The 18,369-nt window shown below is 37.9% G+C and carries 14 protein-coding genes and 2 tRNA genes; 6 read left to right on the forward strand and 10 right to left on the reverse strand.

Going from position 1 to position 18,369, the window contains the following annotated elements; all coding sequences use genetic code 11:
* Nucleotides 1-494 precede the first annotated feature (494 nt).
* The 3 genes from BC008_RS49485 (at nt 495) to BC008_RS14315 (ending at nt 3,270) form a co-directional block, all read left to right on the forward strand.
* Complete coding sequence (locus BC008_RS49485; RefSeq protein ID WP_161938118.1) at nt 495-671, forward strand: hypothetical protein; 177 nt, start codon at nt 495-497, stop codon at nt 669-671.
* Nucleotides 672-908: 237 nt separating this feature from the next.
* Nucleotides 909-2,186: a tetratricopeptide repeat protein gene (locus BC008_RS14310; RefSeq protein WP_027845658.1), complete on the forward strand. Its 1,278-nt coding sequence runs from the start codon at nt 909-911 to the stop codon at nt 2,184-2,186.
* Nucleotide 2,187: 1 nt separating this feature from the next.
* A complete protein-coding gene (locus tag BC008_RS14315) occupies nt 2,188-3,270 on the forward strand; it encodes a tetratricopeptide repeat protein (RefSeq protein WP_027845657.1) in 1,083 nt (360 codons plus the stop codon).
* Between the two features lie 22 nt (nt 3,271-3,292).
* On the opposite strand, the gene BC008_RS51335 is transcribed toward BC008_RS14315, so the two are convergent.
* Entirely contained in the window at nt 3,293-3,472 is a 180-nt protein-coding gene (locus BC008_RS51335) for a hypothetical protein (protein ID WP_027845656.1), read from the reverse strand.
* A 4-nt stretch (nt 3,473-3,476) separates the two neighbouring features.
* Between BC008_RS51335 and BC008_RS14325 the strand changes: the two genes are divergently transcribed.
* Nucleotides 3,477-6,638, forward strand: a complete 3,162-nt coding sequence (locus tag BC008_RS14325; RefSeq protein WP_058183621.1) for a tetratricopeptide repeat protein — start codon at nt 3,477-3,479, stop codon at nt 6,636-6,638.
* Between the two features lie 91 nt (nt 6,639-6,729).
* Here the strand turns inward: BC008_RS14325 and BC008_RS14330 are convergent.
* The 4 genes from BC008_RS14330 to BC008_RS14350 form a co-directional block, all read right to left on the reverse strand.
* Nucleotides 6,730-6,801, reverse strand: a tRNA-Thr gene (locus BC008_RS14330).
* A gap of 190 nt (nt 6,802-6,991) precedes the next feature.
* Nucleotides 6,992-7,073: transfer RNA gene (locus BC008_RS14335), tRNA-Tyr, on the reverse strand.
* A 202-nt stretch (nt 7,074-7,275) separates the two neighbouring features.
* Nucleotides 7,276-9,096: an ABC transporter ATP-binding protein gene (locus BC008_RS14340; RefSeq protein WP_027845801.1), complete on the reverse strand. Its 1,821-nt coding sequence runs from the start codon at nt 9,094-9,096 to the stop codon at nt 7,276-7,278.
* Between the two features lie 799 nt (nt 9,097-9,895).
* A complete protein-coding gene (locus BC008_RS14350) occupies nt 9,896-10,759 on the reverse strand; it encodes a DUF6816 family protein (RefSeq protein WP_036267544.1) in 864 nt (287 codons plus the stop codon).
* A gap of 563 nt (nt 10,760-11,322) precedes the next feature.
* Here BC008_RS14350 and BC008_RS14355 point away from each other — a divergent pair.
* Nucleotides 11,323-11,874 (forward strand): GTP-binding protein, encoded by a 552-nt coding sequence (locus BC008_RS14355; RefSeq protein ID WP_027845798.1) that lies wholly within the window; start codon nt 11,323-11,325, stop codon nt 11,872-11,874.
* An 857-nt stretch (nt 11,875-12,731) separates the two neighbouring features.
* The gene (locus tag BC008_RS52715; RefSeq protein ID WP_407657059.1) at nt 12,732-13,178 is read left to right on the forward strand and encodes a roadblock/LC7 domain-containing protein; all 447 of its coding nucleotides are present in this window, start codon (nt 12,732-12,734) and stop codon (nt 13,176-13,178) included.
* A 467-nt stretch (nt 13,179-13,645) separates the two neighbouring features.
* On the opposite strand, the gene BC008_RS14365 is transcribed toward BC008_RS52715, so the two are convergent.
* The 5 genes from BC008_RS14365 to ffh form a co-directional block, all read right to left on the reverse strand.
* Nucleotides 13,646-14,050, reverse strand: a complete 405-nt coding sequence (locus tag BC008_RS14365; RefSeq protein ID WP_027846073.1) for a ChuX/HutX family heme-like substrate-binding protein — start codon at nt 14,048-14,050, stop codon at nt 13,646-13,648.
* A gap of 25 nt (nt 14,051-14,075) precedes the next feature.
* A complete protein-coding gene (locus tag BC008_RS14370; protein ID WP_027846072.1) occupies nt 14,076-15,032 on the reverse strand; it encodes a PhoH family protein in 957 nt (318 codons plus the stop codon).
* A gap of 526 nt (nt 15,033-15,558) precedes the next feature.
* Nucleotides 15,559-15,999, reverse strand: coding sequence for a KH domain-containing protein (locus BC008_RS14375; RefSeq protein WP_153009588.1), 441 nt, complete (start codon nt 15,997-15,999; stop codon nt 15,559-15,561).
* Entirely contained in the window at nt 15,962-16,222 is a 261-nt protein-coding gene (gene rpsP, locus BC008_RS14380) for a 30S ribosomal protein S16 (protein WP_027846071.1), read from the reverse strand. Before rpsP ends, BC008_RS14375 begins: the two co-directional genes overlap by 38 nt.
* 298 nt (nt 16,223-16,520) lie before the next feature.
* The gene (ffh, locus tag BC008_RS14385) at nt 16,521-17,978 is read right to left on the reverse strand and encodes a signal recognition particle protein (protein ID WP_027846070.1); all 1,458 of its coding nucleotides are present in this window, start codon (nt 17,976-17,978) and stop codon (nt 16,521-16,523) included.
* Between the last annotated feature and the right edge of the window lie 391 nt (nt 17,979-18,369).

Here is an 18,369-nt window from a genome sequence, read left to right on the forward strand (position 1 = left end):
TACTGTAGTGGTAAGCCTTATGAGGAAAGTCCCCTATACTTTCTTTTTTAGTGTGCTTTTTTAGTGTGCAGAGTCTTCCGTAGCTAGAATTATTTCTCACACAGATGTTTCTCAATTATGTGAGTTTCTAGCTTTTTGAGTTTTACGGAACAGAAAGTAGGGAACAAAAATAAGAAATAAATTTTGTAACTAAATGCAACACTTGACTAGAAACTGAATCTCCGCCAGCAATAATTGTCGTCAAGATTACAACTATTCAGATAAGTTACTAGATAGTAAAGTTACCCTTAGGGAAAATACCGTAGATATTTTCTTTATTTAGGCAGTTTCTATAAAAACATAAATAATACTATTAGCTATTTGTAGCAAAAATATAGGGCTTAAAAATAAATATCAAATGAAATTTATGTGAAATTACTGGTAATTATAATATATGGATAAATAAAAATTGTAGCGAATAAATTTTGTGCTGCAAATATATTTATGTTAAATAAATGTACGCCATTGCTGAATTAGGAAATCCTGAATTAGGAGGCGTTGCAGAAATGAGGGATGAATCTTTAAAATTTACAGCACAGCTTAGACCTCTAAATCCCCAATATTGGGGGACTTTGAGAATTCTCTTACCCCCATTATTGGTGGCTAGGGGGCTAAAATCATTTCAAAATTAACGCAACGCCAATTAGGAAACTTTACTCTGCGATCAATTTGGTTTAAATAAAAATTTATTCCTCAGTTTTGCGACATAATATATACTATTTTTTTTATTTTCATATGTATATTTACGCAATTAATGCAAGTGGCAAATCTTCTAACTAAAAGAAAAATTTACAATCTTCACCGGAAATTTAACATGCGCTCTTGATGAATTAAATATCAGGTCAATATTTACCTTTCCATCATTAAGAATGATGACAACCAAACTGGATAGCATACTTGAGTATTATGAAGCAGCTATTGAGGATTTAAATTGCTCAAAGATTGAAATTGAGCATGTTTTGAACATCTTACATGCACGAGATGCAGTACAAGATGCTTTCAAGCAAGCAAAACACAGTTCTAATAGCAGTATCTTGAAGAGGTTAATCCTAGCAGATGCTGAACTTAGGGATAAAGCAGGAGCGATTACCCAAGTTATTAAAGCCGAGGAATGGGAAAATTGGCGCAGTAGCGTTCATCCTCCTGCTGAAGCTTGGTGGTGGAGGTTAGAAAGTATTGCACCCCATCCCTGGGATGATTGGGATTGGTTGTGGAAATTACTCTCCGTTGCTGGTTGGACTATAAATATTAGTTTGCTGGTAAATATTGCTACTCGCTTTCTTGCTGGTGGGGGAGTGGGATTGATTGGTGTTGGGGCTGTGGCTTTACCAAGTATCCTGACTTTATTACAAGCAAGTAGTCAACTCACAAAATTTGGTGAGGAAGGATTTGCAAAATTACTAGATAAGAAGATTCCTATACTTGGTAAGAAGATTTCTAAGGAATATCACCAAGAGATTAAGCTAGGTTCGACGCTTTTAATGTCAGGGTTTCTGATTGGTTTTTGGTCTTGTTTGCCGATATTTTCTGATATATATAACAGTAATGGTTCAGATAATTTCGATCGGGGAAATTTCAGTTCAGCAGAACAGAATTTTCAAAGGGCGATTTCTTTAAATGCTGATAATAAATTTGCACATTATAACCTTGGTAATCTTTATGAGGAGTGGGACCAAATAGAAAAAGCCAAGCTGCAATATCAAATTGCGATTGGTGGGAATTTACCACAAGCTCATAACAATTTAGGGCGTTTATATATCAAAGATAAAAAATATCCACAAGCTGCTACTTTATTAACTAAAGGTTTGCAATTAGCTGCTCAAGAAGGTTTTGATAAGCCGGAACTTAAATATAGCTTATTTAAAAATCTCGGTTGGGTGCGATTTAAGCAAGCAAGATATGAAGAAGCAAGTTTAAATTTAACAGCTGCTATTGGTATTAGTGAAAATCCTGAAGCTAGCCAGTATATAAGGAACCCTAGTGCTGCACATTGTTTGTTTGCACAGGTGTTAGAGAAGCAAAAAGAATCAAGCCAAAAGGCTTTATCTCAGTGGGGAAAATGTGTTCGTTTGGGTTCTAGAACTAATCCAGAAGAGGATGAATGGTTACATCTTGCTCGTCAAAAATTACGTGGGACGAAGAAATAAGATGAAGAAAAATCTTGTCACCATTACTACACTTATTACTTTAGGTTTAATCGCGTTTGCAAAACCAGCTTTGAGTAATCTAAATCCTTTAAATATTATTGTGGCGATCGCTGGGAACGTGCAAATCAAGCGCCCTCAATGGACTGAATATAAACCTGTGTCCATCGGCACTTTAGTTAATCCCTCGGATAAATTACGCTTAACCAAAGGCGCGTCTGTAAAGGTACAGTGCACTAATTTAGATGTTTGGGATCTCGGTTCTCCCGGTGAGTTTCCTATTTCCCAAGCTTGTCCCTCTAGTAGACCTGTTTTAAGAAGACCAAATAGCAAGACCACTTTTACCCGTGGAGGAAATGACTCGACGGTACCTTATCCGATTATTCCGCGCAATACTAAGATTTTGACAGGTCAACCAAAACTGCGTTGGAATCCGGTCGCGGGAGTAACTAAATATCAAGTGCGGCTATTTGGACCTGATGTAGATTGGGAAACTAGTGTAAATCAGCCGTGGGTGGTTTATAACGATAAGGAACAACCCCTCAAACCTGGTTCTCGTTACTGGTTAACTGTAGCTACTAATAATGGTGTAACTACGAAAAATCAAGACAATGGTTTCACTGTCATGAGTGAAGCGGATAGTCAACGGGTAAAAGCCGAAATAGCCAAGTTACAGCAGCAAGGTTTGAAAGGTGAGGGGAATGTTTTAGCCTTAGCCCATTTATACCGCAGTAATGATTTGCACGCAGATGCGATTGATTTATTGTCAGAATTTATTCAAAAAAGTAAATCTATTCAAAAAAGTGCAGTTCATCAGCTTTTAGCTAATACTTATCAGCAGGTAGGGTTAAATTTGCTATCGCGCCAACAGTATTTAACTGCATTGGAATTAGCACGGACTGAGAAGAATTTAGAAGCACAAGCAATAATTCAAGGGAGTTTGGGGGAGATAGATTTTTCTTTCAACAAATTGCAGGATGCTTTGCGGTGGTATCAAGCAGCGCAGGTTGGTTATCAGGAGTTAGGCGATCGCACGAAAGCGGACGAGTTGCAACAAAAAGTTAATCAACTCAAGGGGAGAGTTTAAAAATGAGAAACTTAGAAAAAACTCAAAACTCAACTGTCATTGCGACCGCAACAAAGTGCACAAAGTGCAGGGTTAGCGGCTCGGTACGTAGCGCAGCTATAGCATCTCCCTCACGGGAGATAGCAATCCCAAACTCATCACTCTTTTCTTGTTCCCCATTCCCTGTTCCCCGTTCCCTTTTCAAATATGCACTAAGTTCCATCAGTTTGTTTACACTGCTGGGATTTTCCCTACTTGTTTCAGAAGTCGCAGTTGGAGAGGTAAATTCTCCTCAAATTCAAAAGTTGGATCGGCGTGCAGCGTTACCGCGAGATCTAAAATTAGCAGAAGCAGCAAGACTTAATCAACAAGCTTCACAACTTTTAGAAGCTGGTAAATACCGTGAAGGTATTCCTCTTGCACAAAAAGCTTTAGCTATCCGTCAGAAAATCTTAGGGGAACATCCCGAAGTCGCACAAAGCTTGAACAATTTAGCTGTATTGTATTTATATCAAGGAAATTATCAAGAAGCCGAACCCCTTTTTAAACAAGCCCTTGAGATCGGAAAACGCCTGTTAGGTAATCAACATCCCGATGTAGTACAAAGCTTGAATAACTTAGCTACATTGTATTCATATCAAGGAAATTATCAAGAAGCCGAACCCCTTTTTAAACAAGCTTTCGAAATCAGAAAACGCCTGTTAGGTAATCAACATCCCGAAGTCGCACAAAGCTTGAATGAGTTAGCTACATTATATTTATATCAAGGAAATTATCAAGAAGCCGAACCCCTTTTTAAACAAGCCCTCGAAATCAGAAAACGCTTGTTAGGTAATCAACACCCCGAAGTCGCACAAAGTTTGAATAATCTGGCTGCATCCTATGAAAGTCAAGGACGTTTAAAAGAAGCCGAATCCCTTTTTAAACAAGCCCTACAGATTAGAAAACGTCTGTTAGGTAATCAACATCCCGAAGTCGCACAAAGCTTGAATAGTTTGGCTAACTTGTATCGAAGTCAAGGGCGTTTAAAAGAAGCCGAACCCCTTTATAAACAAGCCTTACAGATCGGAAAACGCCTGTTAGGTAATCAACATCCCAATGTGGCACAAAGCTTGAATAATTTAGCTGGATTGTATTTAGATCAAGGACGTTTAAAAGAAGCCGAACCCCTCTATAAACAAGCCCTCCAGATGTACAAAGACCTGTTAGGTAATCAACATCCCCATGTGGCACATAGCTTGAATAATTTGGCTGTGTTGTATGAAAATCAAGGACGTTTAAAAGAAGCCGAACCTCTTCATAAGCAAGCCCTCCAGATGTACAAACGCCTTTTAGGTAATCAGCATCCTGATGTAGCAACCAGCTTGAATAATTTAGCTGGATTGTATCTAGATCAAGGACGTTTAAAAGAAGCCGAACCCCTTTATAAACAAGCCCTCCAGATGAGAAAACGTCTTTTAGGCAACCAACATCCCCTGGTGGCAATTAGCTTAAATAATTTAGCCGGATTGTATTTAGATCAAGGACGTTTAAAAGAAGCCGAACCCCTTTATAAACAAGCCCTCCAGATGCACAAACGCCTGTTAGGTAATCAACATCCCCTGGTGGCAACTAGCTTGAATAATTTGGCTGGGTTGTATAAAAGTCAAGGACGTTATAAAGAAGCCGAACCCCTTTATAAACAAGCCCTCCAGATGAGAAAACGTCTTTTAGGCAATCAACATCCCCTAGTGGCAATTAGCTTGAATAGTTTAGCAGCATTGAACAACGCTCAAGAAAATATTACCAAGACTCTTGAATTTCTAACACAGGGATTAAAAGTAGAAGAACAAAACCTAAGTATCAACCTATCCGCAGGGTTTGAACGCCAAAAACGCGACTACACTCGCACTATCTCCGGGACTACATATGCGACTATCTCCCTACACCTGAATTCTGCACCCAATAATTCCCAAGCTGCAAATTTAGCCCTAACAACCATCTTCCGACGCAAAGGAAGAATTTTAGATGTCCTGACAAATAACTTACAAATTCTTCGCCAGCGTGTAAATGATAAAAATAGCCTGAAGTTAATAGATGAACTTTCTGATAATTACAGTCAAATTGCAAACCTAATTTATAATCGTCCCGAAAACATCTCCCTAGAGAAATATCGCCAACAAGTTACGGATTTAGAAAAGAAAACAAAAGACCTTGAAGACCAATTAAGTCGTCGCAGTGCTGAATTTGCAAACTTATCCCAAGAAGTTAAATCCCAACTAGTTAAATTAGAAGATATTCAAAAATTAATCCCTGATGATGCGGCTTTAGTGGAAATAGTGCGTTACAGACCATTCAACTCCAAAGCAAAGCAACAAAATCAAAGCTTTGGTAAACCCCACTATGCAGCCTACGTCCTTAACTCCACAGGCGAACCCCAAGCCATTGACTTAGGGGAAACAGAGAAAATAGAAAAATCTTTAGAATTATTCCGTAACTCCTTACAAGATCCCAACATAACCCCCACTGAGCAAGTTAAACAATCGGCGCGTGGTGTTGATAAACTTGTCATGGAACCGATCCGTAAACTCCTAGGGAATAAACGCAAAATCCTGATTGCTCCCGATGGTGCACTAAACTTGATTCCCTTTGAAGCTTTAGTAGACGAAAACAACCGCTACCTCATAGAAAATTATTCCTTCACTTATCTCACCTCTGGACGGGACTTGCTACGACTGCAAAATGAATCTCCCAGCAAACAATCTCCCAGCAAACAACAGCCAGTAATTATGGGTGACCCGTTATTTCATAAACAAGGGGAAACCGTAGCAGTTAAATCCAATCAACCCAACAATACCCGCTTTATCGATCTATCAAAAATAAATTTTCCTCCTTTGATTGGTACACGAGAAGAAGCAAAATCAATCGCGACCATGTTAGAAGTTAAACCTTTCCTTGGAAGTCAAGCTAGTGAAAATGTAATTAAAGAACTGCAAAACCCGAAAATTTTGCATATAGCTACACATGGTTTCTTTGAAAGTTCGCCCAAAAAACCAGAACATCAAGATACTTATCGAGATAATCCTCTGCTACTTTCTGGCTTAGTGCTTTCTGGTTACAAAAATCGCCAAGGTGGAGGAAATGAAGATGGTATTCTCACAGCTTTGGAAACAACTGCACTCAACCTCACTGGGACAAAACTTGTTGTCCTTTCCGCCTGCGATACTAGTTTAGGTCAAGATCAAACAGGTGAAGGTCTCTATAGTTTTCGTCGCGCTTTAGTAATCGCAGGTTCCGAAAGTCAGGTCATGAGCTTATGGAAAGTAGATGATACTGCAAGCAAAGACTTGACGATCGCTTATTATGAGAAAGTTTTAGGTAAACAAAATTATTTTACTATCTTAAAGTAAATACAAATTTGTCAATGAGGACATTAATTTGTTAACAGTGACAAATAATTAGTTAATGTATAGAAACAAAAATTAATATAAAAAACAAAAAAGCCGATGACGAGATTTGAACTCGTGACCTCACCCTTACCAAGGGTGTGCTCTACCACTGAGCTACATCGGCACAAATAAACTTAAAGTTTATCAAGTATCAAGATGATATATAGTCAAATCTAAAAACAAGATTTAAAATCACATATTCATCTATAGAGTAGTGAGAAGTGATTTGAGTATAAGTTTGAGTTTTGAAGTTAATTATAACTAATTTATTCAAAACCCATCACTCTTAACTCTTGAAGAGAAATCCTGAAAGGTGGGCCGAGCTGGATTCGAACCAGCGTAGGCGTAGCCAGCGGATTTACAGTCCGCCTCCATTAACCACTCGGACATCGACCCTTGCGTCTCACGATTATGAATCGTAGCATAACATTTCAAAAAAGCCAACAATTATTCAAAAAAAATTTTTTGGAAGGAATCAAAGGTAGAAATCAGGAGACAGAAGACAGGAGCCAGGAGGCTCCAAGCCTTGATTACCAGGCTGAGCCCGGTAACCAGAAGACTGACAACTGTTAACTGATAACTGATAACTGATACCTGACTATCTCAACAATTCTCCAGTTTCCTGCAAGGAATGTAACCTTTGATAAATACCTTCATGACGTAACAGTTCTTGGTGATTACCAATTTCTGCAATTCTTCCTTGCTCCAGAACTACGATTTTATCTGCCTCGCGTACTGTAGAAAGGCGGTGAGCAATCACAATGGTGGTACAAGTTCCTTGAAGGTCGCGCATTGCTAGCTGAATCGAACGCTCCGACTCATAATCCAAGCTTGATGTTGCTTCGTCAAAAATCAACACATCTGGTTTGACAAGTAAAGCTCTCGCAATCCCCAAACGTTGTCTTTGTCCTCCCGAAAGTCTCACACCCCGTTCGCCGACAACAGTGTAGTAACCATCGGAAAGTTGATCGATTACTTCATCAAGTCTCGAAATTCGACAAGCCTCATCGACTTGTTCTAAGGTCGCTTCAGTTTTACCGTAGGTAAGGTTATCTAAAACAGTACCGTTAAAAACATCTACTTCTTGGTGAACGATCGCTAGTCTCCGACGATAAGCTCCAATATCCAAAATCCGAATATCTTCCCCATCAATCAGAATTTGACCTGTTTGTGGTTCAAAATAACGAAATAGCAGTTTAACTAGAGTGGATTTTCCCGAACCACTGCGCCCTACCAACGCTACAGTTTGATATGGTTCAATCAAGAAATTAATGTCATGCAGTACCTTACGATCCGGTTCATAACCAAAATCAACATGGGAAAATTCTAATTTCCCAGTAAATTGATATTCACCTTCCCCAGACTTCGGTTTACCTAAAATACCAACGGAATCAATTCCTGATGGTTCTTGGAGAAACTCATGAAAGCGCAACATCGAACTATAACGACGAGCAAAGATTTCTGCGAGGATACTAATTGGTTCTAACTCCGCATAAGCCATACTCGACAACGTCAAGGTCATAACAAAGTGACCTAAAGTAATTCTTCCGTTAATAGTGGCTGCTAGGGTCAATCCCAGTACCACAAAAACGCAAAACTGAATTAAACTTCTTTGCCAAGTTGCAAGTTGGACGTAGCCTTTATGAATGCGATATTCAACTACAGTTAGTTCCCTCTGTAAACGACTATTCTGACGTTTGAGTTCTTTGCTTTCTGTTGCAAAAGCTTTTACTGTCTTAATGTTGGTAATAAGCTCAGAAGTACGACTTTCCGTATCTTCAGCATATTTATCCAAACGACTTTCATGCCATATCAGCTTGCGTAACTTTTTTAAAGTAAAGCTGAGAATAACCACAAAAGAAATTAAGAATAGAACAGCAATTCGCCACTCTACTAAGCAAATAAAGACAAAAATCCCTAAAACCCGAAATAGTTTGGGAATAAGTTGTCCAGTAATTTCCGGATAGGTCCATGTATGGTTGGTGATTCCTTTCGCGACCCTAGCTGAAATTCTTCCAGGGTTATTTTCGTCATAAAACTCTAAAGGTAGAGTCAGAATTTTTTCAATTGCTTTTTTGTTTTGATCGCGACGCGCTTTTAAAGCGATATCCCAGTGGAACCAGTTTGATAACCAAGGTTGAGTCGGCGCTCGAACTACCGTCACTAAAAAGATTAAACCTAGCAAAACCCCAAATGACAACGTTTTATTTACTGGGTAATTGATGGTACTTCCAACCCCAGCAATAAGATTTGTCAGTGGTCTATCTATAGGTTGATTGGAAAGGATATTTAAAATTTGTCCAATGGCATATGGTACAACTAAATCAAAAATTTCGTAGATACTGCTTGCTGCAATACTAAAAACACTCAGCTTCCAGTAGGGACGAAAATAATTAACAACATCTCGAAAATTTGCCATGATGCACCGTTGGGCGTTCGTTTTGTACGACCCTAAATGGGTTATTGAAATTCTCTTAACGCAATTTGCTAGTGACAAAAATCAGATTTTTACGTACCGGTATTTTATGTGCGCAACTCGTACAGCCCTCAAAAAACCATACAAATTACTCAAAATCCCCTTATTTCTTCAGGGGATAGATCTAGAGAAGTCTCATCGTATTTCACTAAACAACTAGCAACTTGAGTTATTACTTTAAGAATTTAATACTACAACCGTATTACATTAATGTCAATCACTTGACTAATAAATCATCCTTATGAAGTAGCTTTGCAGAAAAATAGTTCTCCGTGAAAAATTTTGGCGCAGTTGTTTTTTGTTTTCAGAATTTATAGCAATACATAATAATGACTTGCGCGTAGCGCCATATACCCTGTAAAGAAATTTAACAGAAATCTACAACCATTTCTAACGTTGGTGAAGGGAGAAATTACAAGTTAATCCCAGCTTTTCGATAAATAATGGCGAATACATGTTTGTTTTCCCTAATACCAAGAGAAACTTAAATACTAAGTTAAGTTGCTAGTTACAAGCGCAAATTTTTAGATTCTATTAGATTCTCTAAAATACCCCTTGAAAAGATAAACTTCGATCTAATTTTCCACTTTATTAAGGGACAAGACCTTCTCAAAGTACCCCTTTCCAAGGGGGATTTAGGGGGATCGATCTTAGAATCACAAATAGCTTAAATAAGTATTTTGAAAACACGCCTTAGGGGAGCAAAATCCAGTAGACTTGAATTTTGCTAAAAAATTATATTTCAACGATAAAAGTCCAAATGGTATTTATACAGCGCTACAGGACGCGAACCTGCTTTGAAATAATTTGGGTCTTGGGGAGATAAATAAACTGCTGTGACTTGCTCCGCTGATATTACTGGCTGATTTGTTTTCAGTTGCTGGGTTTTTGATGGTTGAATTTTTGATGGTTGAATTTTCGGTAACTGACGATAAGCAGTTGTTGATTCTACCGTGTTGAAATAAGGACGATCTGTACCTTTAAAAAACTGTTGAAAAACCTCGCAAGTAATAAACTGACCATCTCCTGTATATTCTGTAGCCCTGGACTTAACGACAGAAACTAACTGGCGATCGCACCTCCTTTGTCCGTAGTTATTATTCGGACATTTACCTCGCAAAAAGGTAACCTGACGCAGCGAAGAATCTGGATCTACTTTGACTGATAATACTGTGCGCTCGCCTAGATAAGCTCGAGCTAAACTTAAAGAATTGAAAGCCCTATCTGCGACTATTTCCGAAACCTTACTTTCCTTCCCAGCGGTAGTCTGTAAACTCAGGTTGAGTAATTGTTGAGGTACAAACTTTACAGGAAAACTGATGGGTTCTTGAAGATATCGACGATTTCCTTCAAATCCTGGTGTAATAATATCGGGTGCTAAAGGTGCAGCTAAATCTACTAAGGTACTCTTTAATTGCCAATTACCTTCCATCCAATCCGGATAGACTAACTCACCTTCTGCTGACTTCACAGCCTTGATTTTTTCCCATTGAGGAAAATTAGCTATTCTTAGCTCCAACTCTCCAGCGTTTGCTTCTTGACTTCCAATTAAACAACTTCCAATCAAACAGCATAATATTAACAGTACAACCCCAATAAGCCTCATTATATTTATTTGAGTGATTATTACAATACTTCAAATTTATTTGAGTGAATACTAAGATTATATTTCTATTTGCATGCATTGCTTAACAAAATTTTATATACTCAGTAATTAAAATAAATCTGAACTCATAACTTGTTTATTTAAAACCTTGAATCATTTCAAGAAAGTCTTTCTTTGCAACTATAAATACTGTCATTTTAAAGATTGGAACAAAAAGTAAGATTTTTTTTGTTTTTATCTTAAAGTTGATGTTATTAAAAATACTATAGATGAAGTATTATTCTTATTGCCCGTCGACATTTATAACTTTAAAAAACTATCTATCTAAGTATTAAGAACGAGATTATTATTGTTATTTTTATTGCCAGTTTAATAATTGTTTACCAAGGCAGATAAAGCATATATTATGCTTCTAGTTGAGTCAGTGAAAAAATCCTAATTGCGTGATTTATCGTTAATTTTAAGTTGCAGCTTGCTCGTTTGAAATTATCAGAAAATTTGAGTCGCTTGACATTAGCAGCTCATTTTTTAAATGTCATTGTTTTTTAACGGAGTTAGTTTTGATGGAAATCTTGCGCCTTATGGTTACAGGAAGTGTAGGTGCTGGAAAAACTAGTTTTATTCGCACCATTAGCGAGATTGACGTTGTTAATACTGACAAAATTAGTACAGATGAAATCGCAACCTGGAAAGAAACAACTACTGTCGCACTTGACTTTGGGCGTTTAAGTATAAATCCAGAGCGAGCCATTCATTTATATGGTACTCCCGGACAATTGAGATTTGATTTTATTTGGGATATGTTGATCCAGAAAGCCCAAGCTTATATCTTTCTTGTAGATGCTCACCGTCCTCAAGATTTTCCCTACAGTCGCCGAATTCTTAATTTTATGAATCAAAAAGTGGAAGTTCCTTACTTAATTGGGGTTACCCATAGTGATTGTTCTGATGCTTGTAAGCTTGAAGATATAGCTCTAGCCTTAGGCTTTAATTCAAAAAATACACAACCACCAATGATGTTTGTCAATGCGACAGACAAGGCTTCTATCTTTCCCGTTCTCACTACTTTGCTCGGTCAATTATCCAAATCCTACAGTGAATACTCATTAATCTGATTTATTGGATCTATATAAATCTGAATTCAAACAGGATTTTAGACAAAATAATACGTATAAATTATGTCGTAAACAAAGTACTGTGTGTTACGACATATTTTATATAAAAATATAATTTTATTCACCTCTGGATATTAAATAGAATGCACGCTTGAAATCAAGTTTTTTAGAGGCTGATTTAAGCTTTAAACTTCAAACAATTAAAAATCTTAAAATACTATAAAAATAAAATAATTAAAACACTAAAAAATTAAAAATTTAACTTGGAAAGCTTGAAGTTTAAAAGGTTGAAATTAAAAAATAAGTTTTCAAAAATTTAAATCTAGAAAATTTAAATAGGTTCCTAAATCTGGTACATTAGATTACTAACATAAAGCACTAAAATAATACACATCAAATAATCCCAAAAAAATAATTGATTCAAGTGATTTAAAGTAACCTGGGTTTTGAGTGACAAATTTGACTAAATGCCTCGTATCTATGAATAATAATGCTTGCCTAATTCCAAGAATAAACGGATACTCCTGTGATAAAGCTAATAGTTATAGTGTTAAATATTTAAGCACTTTATGCTTTTATCTAAAATTGTCTCCTTATTAAAAAGAATATGTAGCAAAATTTTCACATGGTGGGGAAAATTACTCAACTTATTTAATTCTAATTCCAAACAAATCAATTCTGAAGCAATCAATCATCAAACAGTTAATTATGAAGACTCAGAATCGGAACAAATAAATTCAGAACAAATAAATTCAGAACAAACGAATTCAGGACAAACGAATCAAGAGCAAGAGCAAACAAATAAAGAGCAAATAAATCCAGACCGAGCAGATTCTGAAGCAGTAAATTTAGAAAAAATAAATCATTCTCTTACTGAGTCTTTAAAAACTGAAAATCAGCAGGATGAACAAACAATAATTTTACGGGAGAAAAACATGATTAATATTTCGATGTTGCAAGATACTTTGCAGAATTTTGTTAGCTCTACCCCCGATGTCCAGGGAGTAGCTTTGGTTAGCCCTGATGGTTTATCATTATCTTCTGTTTTACCATCACGAATGGATGAGGAAAGAACTGCAGCAATGTCTGCATCAATTCTTTCATTGGGAGAACGTATTGGTGGTGAATTAGCCCGTGGAAATGTGGAGCGAATTGTTGTGGAAGGTGAAAAAGGCTACAGCATGTTAGTTGGGTGTGGTTCGGAAGCAGTTTTATTAGTTTTAGCTAATTCGAGTGCAAAAAAAGGTCTACTATTCTTAGAGACCAAAAGAGTTGTGACCCAAATTGTTCAATTAATAAGTTAACGGGAAGAGAGTTAATTGGGGAATTTTGTTAGTTAACCCAAAAGTAAAATTTTAATTTTCAATTTTGTTAACGCCTAGTGGATCTGTCTGTTGTAAAGATAGCGTTCGTCTATCAGTGGGACATATTGTGAATTCTGCTGTGCTTATACCCCGCAATGCTAACGTCATGTTGTAGACATAGGCGCGAACTCTTTTGACTTTTGACTTTTGACTTTTAACTTTTGAATTTAAATGTGGTGCGTTATTGATAAAACCAATAACACACCCAATATTATTGAAAAATTAAATCATATCATGTCCGGTAAAACACTTACGATAAGGTTCGTAGTGGCGCTTGAGCGCCAATATCTTTACTATGGCGCTAAAGCGCTACTACAAACAAACATATTTTTTCATAAGTAATTAAGCGGACATGATATCATTGGAAATTACTTGGAAAATTACTTGGAAAATTTGTTGAGAAATTACTAAATCGCAACCAAAGGTATTGGTTCCCAAACTTCACCATACTTCTTGCGTAAACTTTCCCAAGCTTCAACTTGACCCGGTTCATATTCACCTGGTTTACCCCATTGCAAAAATGCACTCAAAGCAGGTTCTTCTTTATCATTCAGAAAACGGATTGCATAAGTGGTAAAGTTACCCCGTTTTGCTTCACCCGTTTCAAACTTCACTTTAACAATTTTGTCCATATTCAAGTGAAATTCGAAACCTTCCGTATGCATATTCGCATATTTACCCTTGGGTAGTTCGGCATAAAAGATTTTTTCTAATTTACCCCGTGCTTCTAAAACAGCAGCACTACTAGTAACAATCAGACGCAGAGTACCCAGCTTATCACAAGCTTCAAGAAAATCTTTGAGTGTAGTCATTACGATCGCAATTATTGAGTAATAATTATTTTTCGTGTCTTTCGTATGCTGCCACAATACGCTGAACAAGGGGATGGCGTACAACATCTTTTTGAGAAAATTCGCAAAAGCTAATTCCTTCTACATTTTTTAAGATTCTTACTGCGGTCATCAACCCCGATTCCTGATGCATGGGTAGATCGGTTTGTGTCATGTCACCTGTAACTACCATCCGGGAACGGAAACCCAAACGGGTCAAAACCATTTTCATTTGGGACGGAGTTGTATTCTGAGCTTCGTCAACAATAACAAAAGCATTACTTAGGGTACGTCCGCGCATGTAAGCTAAGGGAGCAACCTCAATTACACCTCTCTCCATCAAAGAAGGTAATTTATCTGCTCCAATGAATTCGTTGATTGCATCGTACAACGGACGAAGATAGGGGTTGATTTTCTCTTGTAAGTCCCCTGGTAAAAATCCTAGTTTTTCCCCTGCTTCTACTGCAGGACGAGTTAAAATAATTTTCTCGTATTCATTTTTGAGTAATGCTTGAACAGCAACAACTACCGCTAAAAAGGTTTTCCCGGTTCCAGCAGGACCAACACAAAATGTTAGATCTTGCTTTCGCATAGCTTCGATGTATTTTCGCTGACGAAAAGTTTTTGCTCGAACCTGTTCGCCCCTACGGGTCTTCGCTAATATATCCTTCTGGAGCTGTTGTAAATCATCTTCCCGATTGGTATCCAGAGCTTGACGAGCCGTTAAAATATCGGAACTGGAAATGTTATCCCCCTTGCTCCAAAGTTCTTCAAGCGATCGCACTAATCGATAAGCCAGATCTGTTTGCTTTTCAGTACCGCTAATATGCAAATCTTTACCACGTAATACCAAGCTAGCCCCTGTTTGTTGGGATAAAAGCTTGAGATTTGCGTCCTGACTTCCCGATAAAGCTATGGCGCTGGAAATATCTGGTAGTTCAATTTGTTTTATGGCATTTGCCATCGTATACTTACTTGATTAGTAAAATTTTAACTTAACTGTAAAAAATAGTAATAGATAGAGAGATTGCCAGTGTTTAAACTTTTTTCGCTCTAAATATAGCTGTTTTCAGTATATTAAACCAGCTACCAACACAGTCAACCAAATGTTTTTTGAGTAGTGACTATCGCATTTTACTCGCTGCAGTGCCAAGACGACCCATATGTTTTACTTTGTTTAAATCATAAGCATTTGTTTAAATCATAAGCAAACAACACATAAGCAAAAGACAAAAAACATCTTCTAGTACTAATGTAATATATTGTAATGTGTGTGTAGTATAGATGTAAAGGACTTTTAAGTTTCTCCCAGGAAAAGTGGTAAAAGAAATAAGAACAAACAACCCATTCTTTTAATTAACTGCTGCTAACCCCTGTTCCTTTCTTACAAAAAAATATCTTATCAGGAGTAATAAACCAAAGTGGGCAGTTCCGTACCATTAGGAACTGCCCTTATAAGTTAACAGTAGTTATCCATTCAATTTGGAAAGCTAGCGGAAGCGTGTTCTAGAAACCGGTCGCGAGACATTTCCACGTCTTTCCCTTGACTTTGGCGGAGGTAATCTCATCCGCCCATTTCCTTCTTCATTTCCGGATAAACTATCTCGATCCCCAATTGTACTACCGTAGATGTCGAAATATACAGAATGTCCAGCGGCTTCTGCTGCAGCTGCGACTACAGTGCGAATTGCCTGAATATTCCGTCCCCCACGACCGAAAATTTTACCTTTATCTGTATTATCAAAGGCGATACGAATCCATGCCCGCTTTCTGCGGCTGCCAGAAAGTTCACAATCTACACTCAAAGATTCTGCTGAGTCTAAAAATGGCTGCATCAAATAACGTACCAATCCTACGTAGTCAGGATTTTTTCTGGGGTATTTAATTTCATTCTTAGGATACGGATGTTGCACTGACCTGTTCGAAAACATTCTGTTTTTCCAAGATGCGACGCACGGTATCAGTTGGTTGAGCCCCTTGCTGCAATCGCTTGACTATATTGGGTACATCTAATTTAACTTCGTCGGTTCTGGGGTTATAAAATCCCAATTCCTCTAGCGGGCGACCATCACGACGAGCAAGACTGTTAATCGCGATAATGCGGTAACTTACTTCTCGTTTTTTACCATATCGCTTCAAACGCAATTTAATCATGGTTGAGAAAACATTACTCCTGTTCTTAAAGTATCAACTCTTTAGAAATACATATCCAGAAATATGATACTAGAATGCTAATTCTAGCACCTGCCAGCATGAACTGCTATTCGTCTTTACCTTGTGAGCTTACTTATGGGCTGTATTAAGCCTAAACGATATAATGCACCAACAGCAAAGCCAATTATGGGGCGATCTGCCATTTCTGATTGAGCAAATCATCAATCATTTATTAATAACCATTCGTTAATAACCATTTGTTAATAACTGATAGCGATCGCCGATCCGTAAGCGATACCTACAGGGTACCGAAACCTTTTTTCTTTTTGACTTTCTTGGACTTCTTCTTGGTTCCACCTCCCCCGGGATGACCTCGCCATCCAGGGGCTGAAGGACGACCTTGTGCAGCTAATGGATTTCCTCCACCACCGCCAAACATTCCGTCCATTCCAGGAAAGCGACCTTGTCCCATTTGCTGCATCATACTACGCATTCTTTGAAAGTCGCTTACCAATTTGCCAACGTCAGATTCTTTATAACCACTTCCTCTGGCAATTCTGCGCCTACGACTAGGAGAACTGGAAAGTAAATCTGGATTTTTTCTTTCCTGTACGGTCATGGACCGAATCATAGATTCACAACGTTTTAGTTGGGTTTCTCCTTTTTCGAGTTGATCGTTGGTAAGTTTGTTCATCCCGGGAATCATTTTCATGATACCGCCCAGAGAACCCATATTCTTTAATAGTTTTAGCTGCTTGAGAAAATCAGTGAAGTCAAACTTCGCTTCCAGGATTTTCTCCTGCATTTTTTCCGCATCGGCGAGATCCATTTCTTCCTGGGCTTTTTCCACCAGGGTTAAAACATCCCCCATGCCCAAAATTCGCGATGCAATCCGCTCGGGATAAAATGGTTGGAGCGCTTCGACTTTTTCTCCAACACCAACAAACTTAATTGGTTGTCCAGAAATTTTTCGGACAGATAAAGCAGCACCACCCCTACTATCACCATCCATTTTGGTGAGTATTGCCCCGGTAATCCCAATTTGCTCGTGGAAAGTATGGGTCAGAGTTGCAGCTTCTTGACCAGTCATGGAATCTACAACCAGTAAAACCTCATTGGGTTGAACGGTTTCCTTAATGGTGGCTAACTCCGCCATCATATCCGTATCAATTTGTAGTCGCCCAGCAGTATCAATAATTACTGTATCAATTCCATCTGCTTTGGCACGTTCTACACCCTGTCGGGCAATTTCTACGGGATTTGCGTCACTTCCTAATTCGAACACAGGTACTTCTATTTGCTTACCCAGAGTTATTAACTGGTCAATAGCCGCTGGACGATAAACGTCTGTCGCGACCATTAAGCAACTGCGCTCTAGTTTTCGTAAGTGTAAAGCTAGCTTTGCTGTGGCAGTAGTTTTACCCGTACCCTGCAACCCAGCCATCAACACAACCGTTGGTGATGTTTCAGCTTCCGCTAAGGGGACATTAACATCTCCCATCACCTCTATTAATTGTTCGTGAACAATTTTCACAAACTGCTGGTCTGGTCGAACCCCAGAAATTACCTCAGCACCTAGGGCTTTAGTTTCAACTTCAGAAACAAAATCTTTAACTACCTGGAGATTAACATCAGCTTCCAACAAAGCGCGGCGAACTTCGCGCAAAGCATCTTGAATATTGGATTGGCTAATTTTGTCTTGTCCCCGTAGTTTCTTCCAGGCACCTTCTAAGCGGTCAGCAAGTGCATCAAACATAATTTCTCTACAAGTACTTAGGCAGCATTAAGGAGTGTTTATAGGATTCGTTTGCTTTTTGAACTTTATATATCAATATAATTGGGAAATGCAATTATCTTTTCCAATTACAGATTTAAAAGTACCCTTGGCGCTCGCGCTCCTATTTAGCAGTTGTTTTTTTCGCATCTTTAGTACGCTATTTACCAGCTTAATCCTTTTCATCACGACTTTAGATGATGCTTGAAAACAGCCGTATTTTCATTGAAGATTACTTATTCTAATCTGTAGTTTTTCTTTGCTCGTCGAAAATAGTATATGATTTGTAACTGGACATGATATTTAAATAATTAATATTTTTTATATGATTTCACTTGGTGAAGTAAATAATATCTGTTATTTGTATACGTTG

Origin of the sequence: Mastigocoleus testarum BC008, assembly GCF_001456025.1 — a bacterium.
GTDB classification, from domain to species: Bacteria; Cyanobacteriota; Cyanobacteriia; order Cyanobacteriales; family Nostocaceae; genus Mastigocoleus; species Mastigocoleus testarum.